General features: G+C 66.2%; 17 protein-coding genes, 1 tRNA gene and 2 pseudogenes. 7 read left to right on the top strand and 13 right to left on the bottom strand.

Annotation, left to right across the window (positions count from 1 at the left end; all coding sequences use genetic code 11):
• Positions 1–163 precede the first annotated feature (163 nt).
• The 3 genes from L0C21_RS07225 to L0C21_RS07235 form a co-directional block, all read right to left on the bottom strand.
• A tRNA-Arg gene (locus tag L0C21_RS07225) sits at positions 164–240 on the bottom strand.
• Between the two features lie 165 nt (positions 241–405).
• Positions 406–1,014: an RNA 2',3'-cyclic phosphodiesterase gene (thpR, locus tag L0C21_RS07230; protein ID WP_259277718.1), complete on the bottom strand. Its 609-nt coding sequence runs from the start codon at positions 1,012–1,014 to the stop codon at positions 406–408.
• A 139-nt stretch (positions 1,015–1,153) separates the two neighbouring features.
• Positions 1,154–1,849, bottom strand: a complete 696-nt coding sequence (locus tag L0C21_RS07235; RefSeq protein ID WP_259277719.1) for an arylesterase — start codon at positions 1,847–1,849, stop codon at positions 1,154–1,156.
• Positions 1,850–1,887: 38 nt separating this feature from the next.
• On the opposite strand from L0C21_RS07235, the gene L0C21_RS07240 reads away from it, so the two are divergent.
• Together L0C21_RS07240 and L0C21_RS16850 are read left to right on the top strand one after the other, a co-directional pair.
• A complete protein-coding gene (locus L0C21_RS07240; protein WP_259277720.1) occupies positions 1,888–2,598 on the top strand; it encodes an ABC transporter ATP-binding protein in 711 nt (236 codons plus the stop codon).
• 92 nt (positions 2,599–2,690) lie between these two features.
• A pseudogene (locus L0C21_RS16850) lies at positions 2,691–3,701 on the top strand (ABC transporter permease); the annotation flags it as partial.
• On the opposite strand, the gene L0C21_RS07255 reads toward L0C21_RS16850, so the two are convergent.
• Positions 3,684–4,025: a hypothetical protein gene (locus L0C21_RS07255; protein WP_259277722.1), complete on the bottom strand. Its 342-nt coding sequence runs from the start codon at positions 4,023–4,025 to the stop codon at positions 3,684–3,686. The pseudogene L0C21_RS16850 and the gene L0C21_RS07255 sit on opposite strands and share 18 nt — an antisense overlap.
• A 340-nt stretch (positions 4,026–4,365) precedes the next feature.
• Here L0C21_RS07255 and L0C21_RS07260 point away from each other — a divergent pair, with 340 nt between their 5' ends.
• Positions 4,366–5,142, top strand: coding sequence for an ABC transporter permease (locus L0C21_RS07260; protein WP_259277723.1), 777 nt, complete (start codon positions 4,366–4,368; stop codon positions 5,140–5,142).
• Positions 5,143–5,337: 195 nt separating this feature from the next.
• Complete coding sequence (locus L0C21_RS07265) at positions 5,338–6,063, top strand: Bax inhibitor-1/YccA family protein (protein ID WP_259277724.1); 726 nt, start codon at positions 5,338–5,340, stop codon at positions 6,061–6,063.
• Between the two features lie 72 nt (positions 6,064–6,135).
• On the opposite strand, the gene L0C21_RS07270 is transcribed toward L0C21_RS07265, so the two are convergent.
• The 4 genes from L0C21_RS07270 to L0C21_RS07285 form a co-directional block, all read right to left on the bottom strand.
• Complete coding sequence (locus L0C21_RS07270) at positions 6,136–6,885, bottom strand: class I SAM-dependent methyltransferase (RefSeq protein WP_259277725.1); 750 nt, start codon at positions 6,883–6,885, stop codon at positions 6,136–6,138.
• Positions 6,886–6,918: 33 nt separating this feature from the next.
• Positions 6,919–7,221: a DUF2794 domain-containing protein gene (locus tag L0C21_RS07275; RefSeq protein ID WP_259277726.1), complete on the bottom strand. Its 303-nt coding sequence runs from the start codon at positions 7,219–7,221 to the stop codon at positions 6,919–6,921.
• Positions 7,222–7,300: 79 nt separating this feature from the next.
• The gene (gene epsC / locus L0C21_RS07280; RefSeq protein WP_259277727.1) at positions 7,301–8,005 is read right to left on the bottom strand and encodes a serine O-acetyltransferase EpsC; all 705 of its coding nucleotides are present in this window, start codon (positions 8,003–8,005) and stop codon (positions 7,301–7,303) included.
• 92 nt (positions 8,006–8,097) lie between these two features.
• Positions 8,098–9,351, bottom strand: a complete 1,254-nt coding sequence (locus L0C21_RS07285; protein ID WP_259277728.1) for a dicarboxylate/amino acid:cation symporter — start codon at positions 9,349–9,351, stop codon at positions 8,098–8,100.
• Between the two features lie 462 nt (positions 9,352–9,813).
• On the opposite strand from L0C21_RS07285, the gene L0C21_RS07290 reads away from it, so the two are divergent.
• The 3 genes from L0C21_RS07290 (at position 9,814) to L0C21_RS07300 (ending at position 12,753) form a co-directional block, all read left to right on the top strand.
• Positions 9,814–10,596 (top strand): sulfite exporter TauE/SafE family protein, encoded by a 783-nt coding sequence (locus L0C21_RS07290; RefSeq protein WP_259277729.1) that lies wholly within the window; start codon positions 9,814–9,816, stop codon positions 10,594–10,596.
• 136 nt (positions 10,597–10,732) lie between these two features.
• Positions 10,733–11,716, top strand: a complete 984-nt coding sequence (locus L0C21_RS07295; protein WP_259277730.1) for a hydrogen peroxide-inducible genes activator — start codon at positions 10,733–10,735, stop codon at positions 11,714–11,716.
• A gap of 59 nt (positions 11,717–11,775) precedes the next feature.
• Positions 11,776–12,753: an NADPH:quinone oxidoreductase family protein gene (locus L0C21_RS07300; RefSeq protein WP_259277731.1), complete on the top strand. Its 978-nt coding sequence runs from the start codon at positions 11,776–11,778 to the stop codon at positions 12,751–12,753.
• Positions 12,754–12,948: 195 nt separating this feature from the next.
• Here the strand turns inward: L0C21_RS07300 and L0C21_RS07305 are convergent, their stop codons facing one another.
• From L0C21_RS07305 to lepA, 5 genes and pseudogenes are all read right to left on the bottom strand, one after another.
• On the bottom strand, positions 12,949–13,710 hold the full coding sequence (locus L0C21_RS07305) for an SDR family NAD(P)-dependent oxidoreductase (RefSeq protein ID WP_259277732.1): 762 nt from the start codon (positions 13,708–13,710) through the stop codon (positions 12,949–12,951).
• Positions 13,711–13,817: 107 nt separating this feature from the next.
• Positions 13,818–14,456: a LysE family translocator gene (locus L0C21_RS07310; protein ID WP_259277733.1), complete on the bottom strand. Its 639-nt coding sequence runs from the start codon at positions 14,454–14,456 to the stop codon at positions 13,818–13,820.
• A gap of 88 nt (positions 14,457–14,544) precedes the next feature.
• Positions 14,545–16,107: an MFS transporter gene (locus L0C21_RS07315; protein ID WP_259277734.1), complete on the bottom strand. Its 1,563-nt coding sequence runs from the start codon at positions 16,105–16,107 to the stop codon at positions 14,545–14,547.
• A 360-nt stretch (positions 16,108–16,467) separates the two neighbouring features.
• Positions 16,468–17,442 (bottom strand): aldo/keto reductase, encoded by a 975-nt coding sequence (locus tag L0C21_RS07320; RefSeq protein ID WP_259277735.1) that lies wholly within the window; start codon positions 17,440–17,442, stop codon positions 16,468–16,470.
• 262 nt (positions 17,443–17,704) lie between these two features.
• Positions 17,705–19,517, bottom strand: a pseudogene (gene lepA / locus L0C21_RS07325) (translation elongation factor 4).
• Positions 19,518–19,548 lie beyond the last annotated feature (31 nt).

Consider the following 19,548-nt stretch of genomic DNA (forward strand, 5'->3'; position numbering starts at 1 on the left):
CACAGGCGACAGCTAAAACCGAATATGCTGTTTTCCTCATGCTCTCGATCCTGCGTCGTTCTGGAAGCAGACTCTAGTTTCACAGGGAAAATGAAGGGTCAATGCTTCGCGGCAGGCGTTAAGGCAAGGAATGGCTCGCGCAGTTGTAACGGCTTGAAAGGGATGGCGCGCCCTGCAGGATTCGAACCTGCGACCCACAGCTTAGAAGGCTGTTGCTCTATCCTGCTGAGCTAAGGGCGCTCGCCACTCACATCTGCCGCGATACGAACAGGAGCTGTCCGGAACGGTATGCTCGGGCAGCCAGCGCGGCGCGCCTGCCGGTGCGGCAGGGCGTTAAGGTGTTTCGCCATAACTGGCCCCTGGGTGTCAACTGACAAAACAAGGAGGGCGGGGCAAGGAGCCCTGTCAGTCCTCTCCGGTTCCGCCCCCCATTTCCGGTCCGGCCTCCTCCATATCCTCAGTCTCTCCGGCCAGCCAGCCGTTGTCCCCCAGCGGATAGCGCTCGAGGATCGTGTAGTTGGCCCCTTCGTGGGTGAGGCGGCTCTCGTAAAGGCAGAAGTCCTTCACCGTGAAGGGCGGGCTGGTGAGGCCGCCGGACTCCTCCAGAAAGCCGCTCAGCGCCCCGATGCGCGCGCCCAGTCGCGCAATGGTGATGTGCGGCTTGAACTGCCGCTTCTCCGGCACCAACCCGACACGGGCCAGGCTCTGATCCACCTTGTTGTGGAGCACCTTGACCGGTTCTTCCGGCGTCACGCCCACCCATAGGGTGTCGGGCCGGCCGGACTTGCCGAACACGTCCGTGCCTTGCAGGGAAATGGTGATCTCCGGGTGGTGCACGCCGGAGAGGGCGGCGGCCACATCCGCCGCCATGTGGCGGTCCACCTCGCCGATGAAGCGGAGGGTGAGGTGCAGCTGGTCGTCCCGCTGCCAGCGAGCCCCGGAGATGCCGCCCATGGCGGACAGCAGCAGGACCTTGATGGGGTCGGGCGGGTCGATGCCAACGAACAGGCGCATGGGAAGACCTCCCGGCGTTGAGGCGAGCAGGGCAGGTAGCCCCCTCCAGATATCTATGCCTTCATCACGCAAAGGCGATGGCCGGAAGTCAACCCTTCTCGTCGAGGGTCTCTTCTGATGGCCTTTTGCCTGTCCGGCGCTACCGCGCGACGCGGGCTCCCGAGCCTTGCAGTGCCCGGCGCACATGCGGCGCGAGGCGCTTGACGATCACGGCTACGCCCGCCTTGTTGGGGTGGATGCCGTCCCGCTGGTTGAGCGCCGGGTCCGCTGCCACGCCGTCTAAGAAGAAGGGGTAGAGGGCAACGTTGTGCTTCTTCGCCAGCTCGGGATAGATGGCGTCGAACGCCTTGTAATAGGTCGCGCCCAGCCCGCGCGGGGCATACATGCCCGCCAGCAGCACCGGCAGGTTTTGGCTTTTCAGCTCGGTCAGTATGGCATCCAGATTGGCGCGGGTGAGCTTGGGGTCGATGCCGCGCAGGGCGTCGTTCGCGCCCAGCTCGAGGATGACCAGATCCGGCTTCTGCTTCATGGAAGACAGCACCCAGCTGAGGCGGCTGCGCCCGCCGCTGGTGGTGTCGCCCGATACGCCCGCGTTATGCACCCGCACGTTGAGGCCTTGGCTTTTCAGCGCGTCTTCCAGCTGGCGGGTGAAGCCGTCGGTGGCGGGAAGGCCGTAGCCCGCAGTCAAGCTGTCCCCGAAGGCGAGGATGAGGCGCTGCGGCTCCTTGGGCGCAGGCGAGGGGGCAGCCGTGGCAGGTGCGCCCGCGCTCACAAGTGCCGCGCCAAGGACGAGCGGGGCCAGCAATTGCTTGAACAGGCCGTATCCCATGAGCATAGTTACGTTTTCCCCTCGTACTGAAGTCAGGGAACAAGATGGACGCTGCCTCCCCCGTCATCAAGCTCCAGTCCGTCAAACTGAGCCTTTCGAGCGGCGCGGGTAGCGTCGACATCCTGCGCGGCCTCGACCTGACGGTCAGGGACGGCGAGACGGTCGCCATTCTCGGGCCCTCGGGCTCGGGCAAGTCGTCGCTGATGGCGGTGATGGCGGGGCTGGAGCGGGCAAGCGCCGGGACGGTCGACGTAGCGGGGGAGGACTTCTCACGGCTGAGCGAGGATGGGCTGGCCCGCGCCCGGCGCGGCAAGATCGGCATCGTGCTGCAGGCCTTCCACCTCATCCCCACCATGACGGCGCTGGAGAATGTGGCGACGCCGCTGGAGCTGGCGGGCATTCCCGACGCGCTGGCCAGGTCAGCGAAGGAGCTGGAGGCCGTTGGCCTCGGCCACCGGCTGGGCCACTACCCCTCCCAGCTTTCGGGCGGGGAGCAGCAGCGGGTGGCGCTGGCCCGCGCGGTTGCGCCGCGTCCGCGCCTGCTGTTCGCGGACGAGCCCACCGGCAACCTCGATGGCGCGACCGGCGCGCAGATCATCGACCTGATGTTTCGCCTGCAGGCGGAGCAGGGGGCGACGTTCATCCTCATCACCCACGACCGGGATCTGGCGCGGCGCTGCGCGCGCGTGATCGAGATGCGGGACGGGCGGATCGTGGCGGACCACCCCGCGGCCCAGCTCAAGGCGGCGGAGTAATTCCATGCATCTGGCGCTGAAATGGCGCTCTGCGCGACCTGCGCGGCGGTTTACGGGGCCTCAGGCTGCTGTTCGGTTGCCTGCTTGTGGGCGTGTTCGCCATCGCGGGCGTCGGCAGCTTGTCAGACGCCATCGTTGAGGGGCTGGCCGAGCGCGGGCAGGTGATCCTGGGCGGTGATCTCGAGGTGCAGCTGACGCAAGTGCAGGCAAGCCCGGAGGAGCGAGAGGCTTTTGCCCGGCTGGGCGATGTCTCTGAAGTCGCAGAAGTGCGGGCCATGGCGCGCAGGCCAGACGGTCGCTCGCAGCTGGTGGAGTTGCGGGCGGTCGATAACGCCTATCCGCTTTACGGCGCCGTGCAGCTGGCCCCTGGCGGTGCGGACAGCTTTGAGGCGGCGCTTGCGCCCGTTGAGGGCAAGAACGAGGGCGGCCCGGTTTACGGCGCGGCAGTCTCCGACCAGCTTGCCGAGCGGCTGAGCCTCAAGCCGGGCGATGCGCTGGAGATCGGCGACGGGCGCTTCCAAGTCGGCGCGGTGCTGAGCGAGGAGCCTGACCGGGTGGGGCGCGGCTTCGTCTTCGGCCCCAGCGTGCTGGTGAGCCAGGAGGCGCTGACGGCCTCCGGTCTGGCCCAGCCGGGCACCATCGTGCGCTATGAATATCGCATCCGCCTGCCCGAGGGGGCGAGCCTTGAGGGGGCGAAGCAATCGCTGGAGGAACAGTTCCCCGACGCCCAGTGGCAGGTGCGGGACCACACCAACAGTGCACCCCGGATGCGCCGCACCATCGAGCAGCTGAGCCAGTTCCTCACGCTCGTCGGGCTGACGGCCCTATTGGTGGCGGGCGTCGGCGTCGTCAACGGCGTCAGCGCCTATCTCGCCCGCAAGACTGGCACCATCGCCACGCTCAAGAGTTTGGGCGCGCCCTCGAAACTGGTGTTTCAGGTTTACCTGCTGCAAGTGGCGGTCGTCACGCTGGCGGCGGTGGTGGCGGGGCTGGCGCTTGGCGCGCTGGTGCCGGGCATCGCGGGCCATGTGCTGGCCGAGCAGCTGCCGGTGCCGCCCGCCAGCGGCCTGTTCCCCCGCGCGCTGCTACTGGGGGCTGCCTATGGCATGCTGACCGCCGTCATCTTCGCCCTGTGGCCGCTGGAGCAGGCCCGGCGCATTCCCGCCGCGCGGCTGTTTCGGGCGGGCGTCGAGCGCATGGGCCGCCCCGGCGCACGGGTGCTTGCCATCATCCTTGGCGCAGGCGCGCTGCTGGTGGCGCTTGCCGTGTGGGGCGCGGCGGATCGGCTGCTCGCCGCCGGGTTCGTGGTCGCCGCCGCCATGGTGCTGGCGCTGCTGCGCGGGGCCGGATTGCTGGTGGAGCGGCTCGCCGCCCGCGTGCCCCGGCCGGGCAACCCCATTCTGCGCGTGGCGCTCGCCAACCTGCACCGGCCCGGCAACACGGCGGGGCAGGTGGTGATGGCCATGGGGCTGGGCCTCTCCCTGTTCGCGGCAATCGCGGTCATCGAGGCCAACCTGTCCGCCCAGATCCGCCAGAGCCTGCCGGAGCGGGCTCCGGCCTTCTTCTTCCTCGACATCCAGCCGGGCGAGATCGACGCCTTCGTCGAGACGCTGAAAACCACGAAAGGCACCGGGGCCATCGAGACCGTGCCGTCCTTGCGCGGGCCGATCGTGCGGGTGAACGGCGTGCCCGCCGACCGGGTGAAGGCCGACCCCGAGGTCTCGTGGGTGCTGCGCGGGGGACCGCGGCCTCAGCTATGCCGAGGATGTGCCCGAGGGCAACGTCGTCACCCGCGGCGACTGGTGGACGCCGGACTATGCCGGGCCGCCACTGGTCTCGCTCGACGAGGAGGTGGCGCGCGGGCTGGGGCTCGACATCGGCGACACCATCACCGTCTCCGTTCTCGGCGTCGACCTGACGGCAACCGTCGCCAATGTGCGGAAGGTGGACTGGGACAGCCTCGGCTTCAACTTCGCCATGCTGTTCAACCCGGCGGCGCTGCGAGGTGCGCCGCACACCTACATGGCAACCGTGGAGGCAACGAAAGCGGCCGAGCCTGCCGTGTTCAAGCGCATCACCGCCCGGTATCCGGCTGTGCTGGTCGTTCAGGTGTCCGAAGCGCTGGGCGAGGTTGCCCGCCTCATGGGGCAGATCAGCATTGCGATCCGGTCCATGGGCGGCATCACCATCGCGGCGGGCGTGCTGGTGCTCATCGGCTCCATCGTCGCCAGCCGTCAGGCGCGCAGCTACGACGCGGTGCTCCTGAAGCTGCTGGGGGCAACGCGCGCACAGGTGCTTTTGGGGCTCGTTCTGGAATACGCGCTCATCGGCCTGCTGACGGCTGCCATCGCGCTGGTGCTGGGCTTGCTCGGCGGGTGGTATGCAGTAACGGAAGTCCTGGATCTGGAATGGGTTCTGCCGCTGGGCCCGGCGTTCGGGACCGTGCTCGTCGGGGCCGTTGCCACCATCGGGCTGGGGCTGGCGGGCACATGGGGCGTGCTCAGCGCGCGGCCCAACCAGGTGCTGCGCGCGGCGCAAGCATAGGCGGGTTCAAGGCGGCTCCGGGCCTCGCAGCCGGACGGATAGTGCGGAAGCGCAACGGATCGCCCCGCAAATTCGCACGTCTGCCGCGTGGTTTATCGCGGCGGATTGTTGCTTATGCCTTGAAAGGGTAGTCTCGTTTCCCGATATTGGATGGGAGCTGCCAGTTGGCAGACAGGTGTTTCACAGGAGACCCCAATGGTTAATCAGATCGACCCGCGTATTGCAATGGGCCGTCAGGGCACCATGGACCGGGCCGACATTGATGTTGGCCTGCGTAAGTACATGCTTGGCGTCTATAACTACATGGCGTCCGGCGTGCTGCTGACAGGCCTCGTCGCCATGGCGGTGGCGATGTCGCCGGCGCTGCAATATTTCATCTTCGGCACGGCTTTCCGCTGGGTGGCGATCTTCGCGCCGCTGGCGATCGTGATGTTCTTCAGCTTCCGCCTCCAGCGCATGTCGTCCACCACGGCCAAGGCCGTGTTCTGGCTGTTCGCCGGCACCATGGGCCTGTCGCTGGGTAGCATCTTCCTGGTCTACACCGGCGCATCCATCGCCAAGACCTTCTTCGTCACTGCCGCCACCTTCGGCGCGCTGAGCCTTTATGGCTACACCACGAAGAAGGACCTCTCCGGTTGGGGCACCTTCCTGTTCATGGGCCTGATCGGCTTGATCCTGGCCAGCATCGTGAACATCTTCACCCAGTCGGCCGCGTTCGACTTCGTAATCAGCGCCGTCGGCGTGCTGCTGTTCGCAGGGCTTACCGCCTACGATACGCAGAAGATCAAGGAAATGTACTTCGCCAGCGACAGCTACGAGATCGCGGCCAAGAAGTCGGTCTCGGGCGCGCTGAGCCTGTACCTCGACTTCATCAACCTCTTCCTGTTCCTGCTCCGCTTCATGGGCAGCAGCCGCGACTAAGCGGCAAGCACACAGGATACGAGCAACGGAAGGCCCGGCCATTGCGCCGGGCCTTTTGCTATTCGAGAGAGGCTATCCCACCCGGCCCGCAAGCATGATGAGCGGCCAGCGAATGGCGCGGGGCGTATCGGGCTCGCCCCAGACGGGCAGCAGTTCCTCGCGCAGGGCGGGGAGGGGGTCTTGCCCCGTGTCCTTCTGCATCCGCTGCACGGAAGACCAGGTGCCGAGGTAGGCCAGAAGCTGGTCCAGCGTCCATTCGGCCTCCATCGTCACCGGAGGCAGGTCGACAGGGGGGAAGCGCCGGGGAATGTCCCGGTAGCTGCTGTCGATATGGGCGCGGTCCGCCGGCCAGAAGGGGCCGACGGTCTCGTCGTGGAAGCGCTGGAGGATGGGATCGATCTCGGGTGCGATCTCCGCCAGCCGGTAGGCCACGGCCACGAACAGCGCGCCGCGCCGGGCCACCCTCTCCACCTCGTCGTAAAACCTCTCGAAATCGAACCAGTGCAGGGCCTGGGCGACCAGAACCGCATCGACGGACGCATCGGGCAGGCCGGAGTTTTCTGCCGTCGCCACGCTGTAGGCGACGCGCGGGTGCTGCTCTGCTGCCGCGATCTGCTGGGCGCTGGCATCGGTGGCGTAGACGGTGCCGAAATAGCGGGCGAGGCCAACGCTGGCCTGCCCGTTGCCGCAGCCGCAATCCCACACCGCAGTGCGGGCGGGCGCGTGCTCGGCGATGATCTCGAAGAGGCTGTCGGGGTAGTGGGGGCGGTATTCGCGGTACTGGGCGGCGTGTCCGGAGAAGTGGTCCTTGAACGTGGTCATGGCTTTCTCCCCTGGATCTGGCTGCGGGCTGCCTTACTCGTCCACCACCTTCAGCAGCTTGCGCTCAAGCAGGCGCAGCACATTGGCCAGCTCCGACCCGCGCTTGAGGATGACGCCGGACTGGTTGACGAGCGAATACTGCCCCTGCTTGCGGGCCAGCTCCGGCTGCTTGATGAGCCGGAACTCGGGCCGCTCGCTGGAACGCTGGAAAATGGAGAACACCGCCTGGGTGCGGTGCATGTCGATGGCGTAGTCCCGCCACACGCCCATGGCGACGCCCCGGCCGTAGATGCCGAGCAGCTTGCTCAGCTCCTGCCGGTCGAACACGACTTGCATGGGGACCACGCCATCGTGCCGGGACGACGGCGTGGAAGGACGTATGGGTGTTATGTTCTCCATCACGCCCTAATGTAGATCAGCCGACGGATTGACGCGAGGCCCGATTGTCCTGTTTTTCGCGTTGCTCGGCTTCCAGAGCCGCGAGACGGGCCTGCAACCGTTCCATTTCGCAGCGCAGGATCTCCAGTTTCTGGGTCTGCGGGTCGTACTTCTCATCGCAGGGCGTGCCATAGGCGAGGAAGTCCTTGGCGTAGACCTTGGCGTCCACCAGCAGCGGCTTGGCCGGGTTGCCGACCACGGTCGCGCCGTCCGCCACGTCCTTGGTGACGACGGCGTTGGCCCCGACGCGGGAGCGCTTGCCGACGACGATGGGGCCGAGAATCTGGGCGTTGGCGCCGATGATGGCGCCGTCCTGAATGGTGGGGTGGCGCTTGCCGCCCTTGCCGGAGGAGGGGTCGACGCCGCCGAGCGTAATGCCCTGATACATGGTCACGTCGTCGCCGATTTCGGCGGTCTCGCCGATGACGACGCCCATGCCGTGGTCGATGAAGAAGTTGCGGCCGATCTTCGCGCCGGGGTGGATCTCGATGCCGGTCAGGAACCGGCCGAACTGCGATACCGCCCGCGCCAGCCAGTAGAGCCGGGCCCGGTAGAACGCGTGGGCGATGCGATGGACGGCAACCGCATGGACCCCGGCGTAGAGCAGCACTTCCCAACGGCTGCGCGGCGCGGGGTCTCGCGCCTTGATCGAATCCAGATAAGCCACCAGCGAGTGGAGCATGGCGGTTTCCCCGACTTTGTGAAGCGATCCTTATGCCAGAAATGCCAGTTCCCGGCTATTCCGATCAACTCCGAATTGAGCGAACGCACCGGTTACGTTTCAGCGACGATCCGGTCCTGAGAGTGGGACAGCTGGCCCTCCCACTTCGCAACCACCGCCGTCGCGACAGAGTTGCCCACCACATTGGTGGCGCTGCGGCCCATGTCAAGGAACTGGTCCACGGCCAATACCAGGAGCAAGCCCGCTTCGGGGATGTTGAAGTGGGCGAGCGTGGCGGCGATCACCACCAGCGAGGCGCGCGGAACGCCCGCCATGCCCTTGGAGGTGACCATGAGCAGCAGGCACATGGTGATCTGCTGGGCCAGCGTCAGCTCGATGCCGTAGGCCTGCGCGATGAACAGGGTCGCGAAGGTGCAGTACATCATCGACCCGTCCAGATTGAACGAGTAGCCGAGCGGCAGCACGAAGCTGGCGATACGGTTGGGAACGCCGAATTCCTCCAGGCGCTCCAGCATCTTCGGGTAGGCGGCTTCCGACGAGGCGGTGGAGAAGGAGAGCAGGGCAGGCTCGCGCATGGCGCGCACAAGGCCGCGCACCCGGCCGCCCAGCACCAGGAAGCCGGCGAACACCAGCACGCCCCACAGCAGGAACAGCGACAGGTAGAAGCTGCCGACGAACTTGCCGTAGACCCCGATGATATCCAGCCCCTGGGTGGTGACGGTGGCGGCCACGGCGGCGAACACGGCAAGGGGCGCGGCCATCATCACGTAGCCGGTGATCTTCAGCATCACGTGGGCCATCTGGTCGGCGAACTGGGCGACGAGGCGGCCCTTCTCGCCCAGCTGGGTGAGCGCAATGCCCACGAACACCGAGAAGACGACGATCTGCAGGATCTCGTTGTTCGCCATGGCCTCGGCGATGGAGCGCGGCACCAGGTGGGTGATGAACTCCTTCAGCGACATGCCGCCCGTTCCCACATCAGCGTGCTGGCTGAGATCGGGCAGGGGCAGGCCAAGGCCGACGCCCGGCTGGAGCAGGTTGACGAGGAACGCGCCAAGGAACAGCGATACGGCGGAGGCGCACACGAACCAGAGCATCGTCTTGAGACCGACCCGGCCGACGGAGGCGCTGTCTTCCATATGGGCGATGCCGACCACCAGGGTCGAGAACACCAGCGGCGCAATGATCATCTTGATGAGCCGCAGGAACACATCGGTGATGATGGAAAAATAGCCCGCGATTTCCTTGGCGGATTCGGCGCTCCCCGCACCGTGATTGCACAGGTGGCCGACGATAACGCCCAGGATCATGGCGGCGAGAATGAGCAGCGTGAAGCGGCGTTGCATGACCTGCCTTTGTTCATTTTGAAACGTTGATGAATAAGCGACCAGGCTGTCGAGTCAACCGTTGGGGGCGAGTATCCGGGCGGGCGCGGGGGCGGAGAAGGCCGCGGCGAGCGGCCATTCCACCACGGAAAGAGGCGCCATCCGCGCAAAAGGCCTGTTCTGCTGGCGCCTCTTCCCGCTATGTTGGGGAGGTGAGGCGCTGATCCCGGCGCGTGGGCGCCGGGCTGTTGCGATGGCTTTGGCCGCTGTGCCGACCCGTCTGAGGCGGGGCAAAATCTTTCCTGCAACGCTGCGGGAGACAACAAAAAGGAAGCTGCGATGGCGAAGGCGATGGCGTGCAATGAGGCATTGGGCAGGGCCTGGAACGGGGCGCAGAGCGAGCGAGGCGAAGCTGATGTTTGCGTGATCGTAGCAAAACTGTGTTGCGATCAGCCGCTCGCTGGCTAGGTTCGGCAGTCTTTCGTGACCACAGTTGAGGGCGTTACGGGCGTAATGGACTTGCTCGGCTCCGATTTCCTGCTGTTCATCGCCATCGGCTTCGTAGGACAGCTCTTTGACGGCGCTCTCGGCATGGGATTCGGTGTCATCAGCTACACCGTGCTCTCAAGCATCGGCATTCCGTACACGGTGGTCAGCGCCAGCGTGAACGGGGCGAAGATCTTCACCGGCGCGGTCTCGGGCTCGGCCCATATTCGCCACAAGAACGTGGACTGGCGCATGTTCCGCCTGCTGGCCCTGGCGGGCGCGGTCGGCGGCGTGCTCGGCGTGCTCATGCTGACCCAGGTGCCCGGTACGATCATCCGCCCGGTCATCGCCATTTATCTCACCATTGTCGGCGTCTTCATCATTCTGCGCGCCTATCGCATGGTGACAGGCAAGGTCTCGACCAAGCGGACCATCGGCATCGGCATGGCCGGCGGTTTCCTGGAAGCGACGGCAGGCGTGTGGGGGCCGCTTGTGACCAGCAACATGATCGCCAGCGGCTCGACGCCCCGCTACGCGGTGGGCACGGCCAACCTGGCCGAGTTCGTCGTTGCCCTTGTGGTCTCGACCATGCTGATCCCCCATATCGGCATCGAGAGCTTCTCCAAGGCCGTCATCGGGCTGCTCATCGGCGCCGTGCTGGCCGCGCCGTTGGCCGCGCGTTTCGCCCGCCAGCTGCCTGCCCGCACGCTGACGATCGGCGTCGGGCTCATGGTCGTCGTCACCAGCCTCTACCGTTTGTATCAGACCTATTTCATGTAATCCGCCAGCTGCCGGAAACTCCGGGGCATTTTGCGGTCGCGACCATTGGGACGCATGGAGCGGCAGGCGTACGACCGCGGGATGGACTTATCGATCGTGCAAATTATAATTGCGCGAAAAATTGAGGGTATCGATCATGAACCTCCCGACGATCAAGCAGCTGCAATATCTCACCACCCTCTATGAGCATGGTCACTTCGGCCGGGCGGCCGATGCCTGTTTCGTCACCCAATCCACCCTGTCCGCCGGTCTGCGCGAGCTGGAGGCGGTGCTGGACGCAACGCTGGTGGAGCGCACCAAGCGTGTCGTCCGCTTCACCCCGCTGGGCGAGAAGGTGGCGCGCAAGGCCTATAACGTGCTGCGGGAAGTGACGGAGATCGCCCAGCTGGCGCGTGCGGCGGGACGGCCGCTGGCGGGCGAGCTGCGGCTGGGCGTGATCCCGACCATCGCGCCGTTCTTTCTCCCGAAGGTGCTGCCGGCGCTGCGTCGGTCCTATCCGGATCTGAAGCTCTACCTGCGCGAAGAGATGAGCCATGTGGCTTGCGACGCCTTGATGCGCGGCCAGCTGGACTGCGTGCTCCTGGCCTTGCCCTACGGCTGCGGCGATGTGGAGGCGGCGGAGCTGTTTGACGATGAACTGATGGCCGCCCTGCATGAGGAAGAGACGCACAGCGTGCCCGAGACGGTGAACCCAGCGGACCTGGATAGCGACCACATGCTGCTGCTGGAAGACGGCCACTGCCTCAGGAACCACGCGCTTGCCGCCTGCGACCGGCCGGACCTGCGCGGCGAGCGGGCAATTCTCGGCACTTCGCTGCACACGCTGGTGCAAATGGTGGATAACCAGCTGGGCGTTACCCTGCTGCCGAAGATGGCGGTGGATGCGGGCATCCTTGACGGCACCCACGTCGTCACCCGGCCGCTCACCTCCGCGAACGCCAAGCGCCGCATCGCTCTGGTATGGCGGCGCAAGAGCCCGCGCGAGGACGAGTTCCGTCTGCTGGCGAACTTCTTCATCGCCGCGCGTGACGGCTCGGTCCCCGCTCCGGTGGAGGGGGGCGAGGGGTCTCGGCGGGTGGGGGAGGTTGTGCCCGCGGGCGACTCTCCCCAGGCTGGCTGAGCCTCTTCATCTGGCGCGCCGCCAGGCCGGAGAGGCCGGGCCGCTAGGGGGAGGAAGCCATGAAAGCCATCATCTGCAATGCCTTCGGCGCGCCGGAGGATTTGAGATTCGCCGATTGCCCGTCGCCCGGCGTGGGGGCGGGGCAGGTTCGCATTCGCGTCCATGCGGCGGGGGTCAACTTCCCCGATACGCTCATCATCCAGGGTAAATACCAGTTCAGGCCGCCGTTTCCCTTCTCGCCGGGGGCGGAAGTGGCGGGCACCGTCGACGCGGTGGGCGAGGGCGTTGCCCACGTAAAGCCGGGGGACCGGGTGCTCGGCACCGGCATTTTCGGCGGCTACGCCGAGGAAATGGTGGTGGACGCCAGCGCTTGCTTCCCCATTCCAGACACGATGCCCTTCGAGACGGCAGCCGGTTTCCTCCTCACCTACGGCACCTCGCACCATGCCCTCAAGCAGCGGGCCACCCTCCAGCCGGGGGAGACGGTGCTGGTGCTGGGCGCGGCGGGCGGCGTCGGGCTCGCCGCTGTCGAGCTGGCCAAAGCCATGGGCGCACGCGTCATCGCCGCCGCCTCCACCGACGAGAAGCTGGCGCTCACCCGCGAATACGGCGCGGACGGGCTCATCAACTACACGGCGCAGGACCTGCGCGAGGCGGTGAAGGCGCTGACCGGGGGCAAGGGCGTCGATGTGATCTACGATCCGGTGGGCGGTGACCTCGCCGAACCCGCCTTCCGCTCCATCGGTTGGGGCGGGCGCTATCTGGTGGTGGGCTTTGCGGGCGGGGACATCCCCTCTCTGCCGCTCAACCTGCCGCTGCTGAAAGGCGCGGCCATCGTCGGCGTGTTCTGGGGGCAGTTCACCCGGCTGGAGCCGGAAGTGCATCAGGCCAACGTGGCCGAGCTGCTGGCCTGGGCAGCGGAAGGCCGCCTCAAGCCCCACATCAGCGAGGTTTTCCCCTTGGCGCGGGCCGCCGAGGCGCTGCGTGTCGTTATGGAGCGCAAGGCCAAGGGCAAGGTGGTGCTGAAGGTGGCGTGATCTGGACTGGTTTTTAGAATTTCTTGCAGGGGTCTCGGACCCCTGCACCCCGTTCGATTTATCGGGCCGCGCCTTTCAGAATCGGTCGAGACCGTGCCGTTTGCGCGTCCCATTAGAAAACGAATGGGGGTTCCAAGGGGGTCCGCGACCCCCTTGGTAAATCTACAAAAATCGCAAACACTTACGCCCGGATGTTTACGCCCGGATGTAGCTGCCGCCGTTCACGTCGATGGTGGTGCCGGTCATGGCGGCGGGGGCTTCGCCCGCGCAGTAGACGATGACGTTCGCCACTTCATCGGGGGTTGCCATGCGGCCGAGCGGGATGTCGGCCGAGGCGGCGGCCTCGCCGTAGACGCGCACCCAGTCCTCCGCCATTTCGGTGCGGGTGAAGCCGGGGGCGATATTGTAGGCGAGGATGTTCTTGGCGGCAAAGCCGCGGGCGATGGATTTGGTCAGCGCCGCCTGCGCCGCCTTGGAGGCGGCGTAGTGCATGTAGTCCGGCGTGTCGCCCCGGTGCGCCGCGCGGCTGATGAGGGTGACGACGCGGCCGCCGCCGTTGGCCTCGAAGTGGGGGATGGCGCATTTGCACAGGTCCGCCGAGGCGATGACGTTCACCTGAATGGTGTTGGCCCAGTCGTGGGTCCAGCGGTCCCAGTCCGCATTCACGCCGCTTTCGGCAAAGGTGGCCGCGTTGTTGACGAGCACGTCGATCTTGCCGTTCGGAGCCAGCGCAAGGGCCTGTTCCCACACCGCGCGGCCCGCGCCGGGCGCGCCGAGATCGCCCTCGACCAGCGCGCCGTGGCCGCCGATGTCGTTCAGCACAGCCTCGGCTGCCTGCCGGTTGCGGCCGTAGTGGATGATGGCGAACGCGCCCTTGGCGGCGAGCTGGCGCACGGCAGCGGCGCCGATGCCGCGGGAGCCGCCGGTGATGAGAACGGTGCGATTGGCGAGGGTCATGTGACGAGCCTTCCCTTGAAGCCACAACAGGGGGAGCCGCCAGCAGCGGCCCCGCCGGGCCGTCATAGGGCTTCAACGGAGCGCGGTCGAGGGGGCGTTGCGGGCGCTTACGGGCGATAGCCGAGCAGCGCCGCCCCAAAGCCCATGAACAGCACGCCCGTCAGGCGGCTGAAGGCCCGCTGCCAGGTGGCGCGGGTGAGCAGCCGGGCGAGCTTGCGCCCGCCAAGCGCGTAGGTGCAGTACCAGAAGCTCTCCAGCACCACGAAGGTCGCCACGAGGATGGCGAACTGCGGCCCCTGCGGGGCGTGCTTGTCGATGAACTGGGGGAAGAAGGCGGCGGCGAAGACGAGCAGCTTGGGGTTGCTGAGGCCGACCAGGAGCCCGCCCCGGTAAAGGGCGAAGGCGGACGTGCCGGTGGTCGGGGGCGCGGCGTCCGCCCCCGGTTCGGCGATCAGGACGGGCGAGGTGTCCCGCCACGCCTTGATGCCGAGATAGATGAGGTAGGCAACACCTGCGTATTTCAGCACGTCGAACACCAGCGGAGAGGCGGCCAGCACCGCGCTCAGCCCCGCCGCCGAGGCGCTGACAGCGATGAGGATGGCGGACATGCACCCGGCCATGGCGGCCAGCGTGCGCCGGAAGCCGAAGCGCAGGCTGCGGGTGAGGATGTGCAGCATGTTCGGCCCCGGCGTCCCGCAGATGAGGAACACCGCGCACACGAAGATCCACCAGGTTTGAAGGGACATGGTTCGCGAACTCCCACTCTGCTGCCCGGCCCCTGTTGCCGCCCGATGGCGGCCGAATTGAGGCCGGGCCTTGCCTTCGTTGCCGCCGTCAGTGCTGCATGGCGTCCGCCGCCTTTTCGGTGGCGTGGCGCAGCAGGGTGATGGCCAGAACGGCGAGCGTGCCCATGATGAGCGCGCCGATGCCGGCAGCCACCTGCAACCCGGCGACGAACGCTTCCCGCGCCGCCACCAGCATGGCCGCCGCCTGCGGGCCGCCCATCTGTTCGGCAGCCGCTGCCGCCGCGAACAGGGATTCGCGGCCCGCTGCCGCCAGCGCCTCGGAGAGGCCGAGGGGCAGGCTGTCCGCCACCACAGACTGGTAAATGGCGGCGGCCAGGCTCCCCATGACGGCAATGCCGACGGCATTGGCCAACTCCAGCGTCGTCTCGGACAGTCCGGAGGCCTCGCCGGCCCGTTCGGGCGGGGCTGCGCCCAGAATGGCGTTGGTGAGCAGGGTGATCGCGGCGTGCGCGCCGACAATGCCGAGGCTGAGCCCGGCGATAATGACCGGATAGCCCTGCGTTGCCGGAGTCTGGGTGAGCAGCGCAAGCCCCACGGCGCTGATGAGAAGACCGCCGCCAATCACGAACGCCGAGCGCACCTTGCCCGCCGCCCACGGCGCGAGCATGGAGCCGGCGGTGCCCGCAACCAGGGCCGGCAAGAGGCCAAGGCCCGCTTCCAGTGGCGTGAAGCCCAGAACCAGCTGCATATACTGGCTGCTGAGGAAGAAGGGAGCCGCCACCGCAAGCACGATCAGCGTCTGGGTGGTGAGCGTGGCGCGGAAGGCGGAGTTGCGGAACAGCTCCGGGTTGACCATCGGGTCGGCAAGCCGTTTCTGCCGCCGCACGAAGGCCGCGCCGATAAGGACGCCCGCGACCAGGCCCAGGATGGCATCCCAGGTCAGGCCATCGATGGCGATGTGCTTGACGCCATAGACCGTGGCCATCACCGCGCTCGTCGCCAGCGCCGCGCTGACGAGATCGAGCCGGCCGGGATCGGCCTTCCTATATTCCGGCAGCAGGAACGGAGCGACGGCCAGCAGCAGCACCATCACCGGCACATTGAGCAGAAACACCGCACCCCACCACCAATGCTCCAGCACGATGCCGCCAAGGATGGGCCCGGCTGCGCCGCCGCCCATCATCAGGCTGATCCAGACGGCCAGGGCAAAGCCCCGCTGTTTTTCGTCATGGAACATGTTGCGGATGAGCGAGAGGGTGGAGGGCATCAGCGTTGCCGCCGCCACGCCCAGGAGCGCCCGTGCGGCGATGAGCATGGCCGGGGTGCTGGAAAAGGCGGCGATGACCGAGGTCGCGCTGAACGCGGCTGCGCCTATGAGCAACAGCTTGCGCCGGCCGATGCGGTCGCCCAGCGCGCCCATGGTGACCAGCGACCCGGCGATGAAGAAGCCGTAGATATCGATGATCCAGAGAAGCTGCGTGCTCGTCGGCTTCAGGTCAGCCGAGAGATGCGGCACGGCAAGGTGCAGCACCGTCATGTCGATGGCGATGAGAAGCGCGGGGAGAACGAGAACGCCAAGGCCGATCCACTCGCGCCAAGTGGCGCTGGGAGCAGGCGAGGGGTCAGTGGTTTGTGATAAAGGCGCGTGCACTGGAGGTAATCCTTCTTAGGGTGCGGGCCTGGCGAAGAAGTTTGCGCCTCGACGCGGCGCGACTCCAGCTCCCGGCCTGCGGGGTCAGCATCAGGCTAAGGAATGACAGCCTGATTAAATCATGATGCTTGCAGTGGTTTATCGTGGCGTTCGGCTGGAAAAGCGCAACACAACAGCCCGCCCGGAAAAAGCGGGGCGGCCTTCTAGCGCAAGCCGTATTCCGAAGCAATAGGTTTGGTATAGTTTCAATTAGCTAATAATTGGGCTCAACCTTGATGCAAGTCGCGCAGACAGCCGGCAGCCGCTGCGCGCCGCGCCTTGTATTGAGCCGAAGGTGCGTGCCGGGCCAGATTGCCGGGGTTACTGGGCGGCGGCCATCTCTTCCGCGCTGGCGGAGGTGAGGGCGGCAAGGTCCCCCTCGCTCAGCTCCAGCCGGACGGCGGCCAGCAGGTCTTCCAGCTGCTCCAGGCTGGTGGCGCTGGCGATGGGCGCGGTGACGGCGGGCTGGGCCATCATCCACGCCAGCGCCACGCTGGCCGGGCGAACCTTGTGCTTCGCCGCCACGTCATCCAGCGCCGCAAGGATGCGGAAGCCGCGCGGGTTGAGGTAGGCCGCAACCGAGCCGCCGCGCGTGCTCTTGCCGAGGTCCGCCTCGCTGCGATATTTGCCGGAGAGGAAGCCCTTGGCCAGCCCGTAGTAGGGAATGGCGCTGATGTCTTCCCGCTGGCACAGAGGCTGAAGCGCCGTCTCGAACTCTGCCCGGTCATAGAGATTATAGAGCGGCTGCAACGCCTCATAGCGCGGCAGGTCGTGCCGGGCGCTGGTCTCCAGCGCTTCGGCCAGCCGTTCGGCGGTGTAGTTGGAAGCGCCGATGATCCGTACCTTGCCCGCCTCGATCAGTTGCTTGTAGGCCCCCAGCGTTTCCTCAAGGGGCACGGAGGGATCGTCGATGTGGGCGTAGTAGAGGTCGATGCGGTCCGTCTGCAGCCGCTTCAGCGAGGCCTCGCAGGACTGGCGAATGTAATCCGCCGCCAGCCCCTTGCCGCCGGGTCCCATGTCCCACCCCACCTTGGTGGCGATGATGACGGACTCCCGCCTGGCCGGGTTCCGCGCCAGCCACTGGCCGATGATGGCCTCTGACTCGCCGCCTTTGTTACCCGGCGCCCACATGGAATAGACATTGGCGGTGTCGATGAGATTGCAGCCCGCCTCCACGAACGCATCCAGCAGGCGAAAGGCGGTGGGCGCATCCACCGTCCAGCCGAACACGTTGCCGCCGAAGGCGAGCGGCGCGGTGCGAAGCGCGGAGCGGCCAATGGGTCTCAAGGCTGGCATGGCAAACCTCCCAACGTTTCAAAGCCGATGAAACAGGAGATAACGCGGCAACGCCGCCTGTGAAACCTTGGAGGTAAGTTGTTTTTACGCAGGGGCCTCAGGCCCCTGCACCCCGTTCGTTTTTTACGGCCGTGCCGGTGGGGAAGGGCGCGGCCCTTTGAATTTTCGGATTAGAACAGGGCCGTGCCCTTGATGCCGGTCGAGCCCGAAATACGAATGGGAGGTGCAGGAGGGTCAAGACCCTCCTGCAAAACAAAACCCATTACTTGTTATCGCCCATCTTGAGCGCGGCGATGAAGGCTTCCTGCGGGATATCCACCTTGCCGAAGGTCCGCATGCGCTTTTTGCCTTCCTTCTGCTTTTCCAGCAGCTTGCGCTTACGGGTGATGTCGCCGCCGTAGCACTTGGCGGTCACGTCCTTGCGCAGCGCCGAGATGGTCTCGCGGGCGATGACCTTGCCGCCGATGGCCGCCTGAATGGGGATCTTGAACATGTGGCGCGGGATGAGGTCCTTCATGCGCTCGCACATGTGGCGGCCGCGCGCTTCGGCCTGAGAGCGGTGGACGATCATCGAGAGGGCATCGACCGGCTCTTCGTTCACCAGCAGGTTCATCTTCACGAGGTCGCCCTCGCGGTGGCCGATCTGGTGATAATCGAAGCTGGCATAGCCGCGCGAGAGGGACTTCAGGCGGTCATAGAAGTCGAATACCACTTCGTTGAGCGGCAGTTCGTAAACCACCATAGCGCGGGTGCCGGCGTAGGAGAGGTTCTTCTGGATGCCGCGCCGGTCCTGGCACAGCTTGAGCACTGCGCCGAGGTATTCGTCGGGCACGAAGATGGTGGCCTCGATCCACGGCTCCTCGATGTGGTCGATCCGCACCACCTCCGGCATGTCGGCCGGGTTGTGCAACTCGACCATGGAGCCGTCGGTCAGGTAGATGTGGTAGACCACCGATGGCGCGGTTGTGATGAGGTCGAGGTCGAACTCGCGGGACAGGCGCTCCTGAATGATTTCGAGGTGCAGCAGCCCGAGGAAACCGCAACGGAAGCCGAAGCCGAGCGCGGCGGAGGTTTCCATCTCGAAGGTGAAGCTGGCGTCGTTGAGGCGGAGTTTCGCCATGCTGTCGCGCAGCTTCTCGAAGTCCGCCGCATCAACCGGGAACAGGCCGCAGAACACCACCGACTGCACCTCGCGGAAGCCGGGCAGGGGCTCGGCCGTCTTGGCGTTCTTGGTCTCGACCAGCGTGTCGCCCACGCGGGTCTGCGCCACTTCCTTGATCTGGGCGGTGATGAAGCCAACCTCGCCGGGGCCGAGGTCCGCTAGATAATCGATCTTGGGCCGGAACACGCCGATGCGCTCGACGGTCTGGTCCGTGCCCGCCGCCATCATCCTGAGGCTCATGCCCTTCTTCAGCACGCCATCGACCACGCGGACGAGCAGGATGACACCGAGGTAGGGGTCATACCATGAATCCACCAGCATGGCCTTCAGCGGCTTGTTGGGGTCACCCTTGGGGGGCGGGAATGTATTTGACGATGGCTTCCAGCACGTCGTCGATGCCGATGCCGGACTTGGCCGACGCCAGCACGGCGTTGTCCGTCTCCAGGCCGATCACGTCCTCGATCTGGAGCTTCACCCGGTCCGGGTCGGCGGCGGGCAGGTCCACCTTGTTGATGACCGGCACGATGGTGTGGTCGTTCTCGATCGCCTGATAGACGTTGGCGAGAGTCTGGGCTTCCACGCCCTGGCTTGCGTCCACCACCAAGAGCGAGCCTTCGCAGGCGGCGAGCGAGCGGGAGACCTCGTAGGCGAAGTCCACGTGGCCGGGCGTATCCATCAGGTTGAGGATGTAGGTGTTGCCGTCCTGCGCCTTGTATTCGAGGCGCACGGTCTGGGCCTTGATGGTGATGCCCCGCTCGCGCTCGATGTCCATGTTGTCGAGCACCTGCTCAACCATCTCACGATCGGCCAGGCCGCCGCAGCGCTGAATCAGCCGGTCGGCCAGGGTCGATTTCCCATGGTCGATGTGGGCGATGATCGAAAAATTGCGAATGAGTGAAGCATCGGTCGTCATGGAAGCGCCCATAGCATTGCTCGCGGCTTCC

Origin of the sequence: Pedomonas mirosovicensis, from assembly GCF_022569295.1 — a bacterium.
Lineage (GTDB): Bacteria > Pseudomonadota > Alphaproteobacteria > Sphingomonadales > Sphingomonadaceae > Pedomonas > Pedomonas mirosovicensis.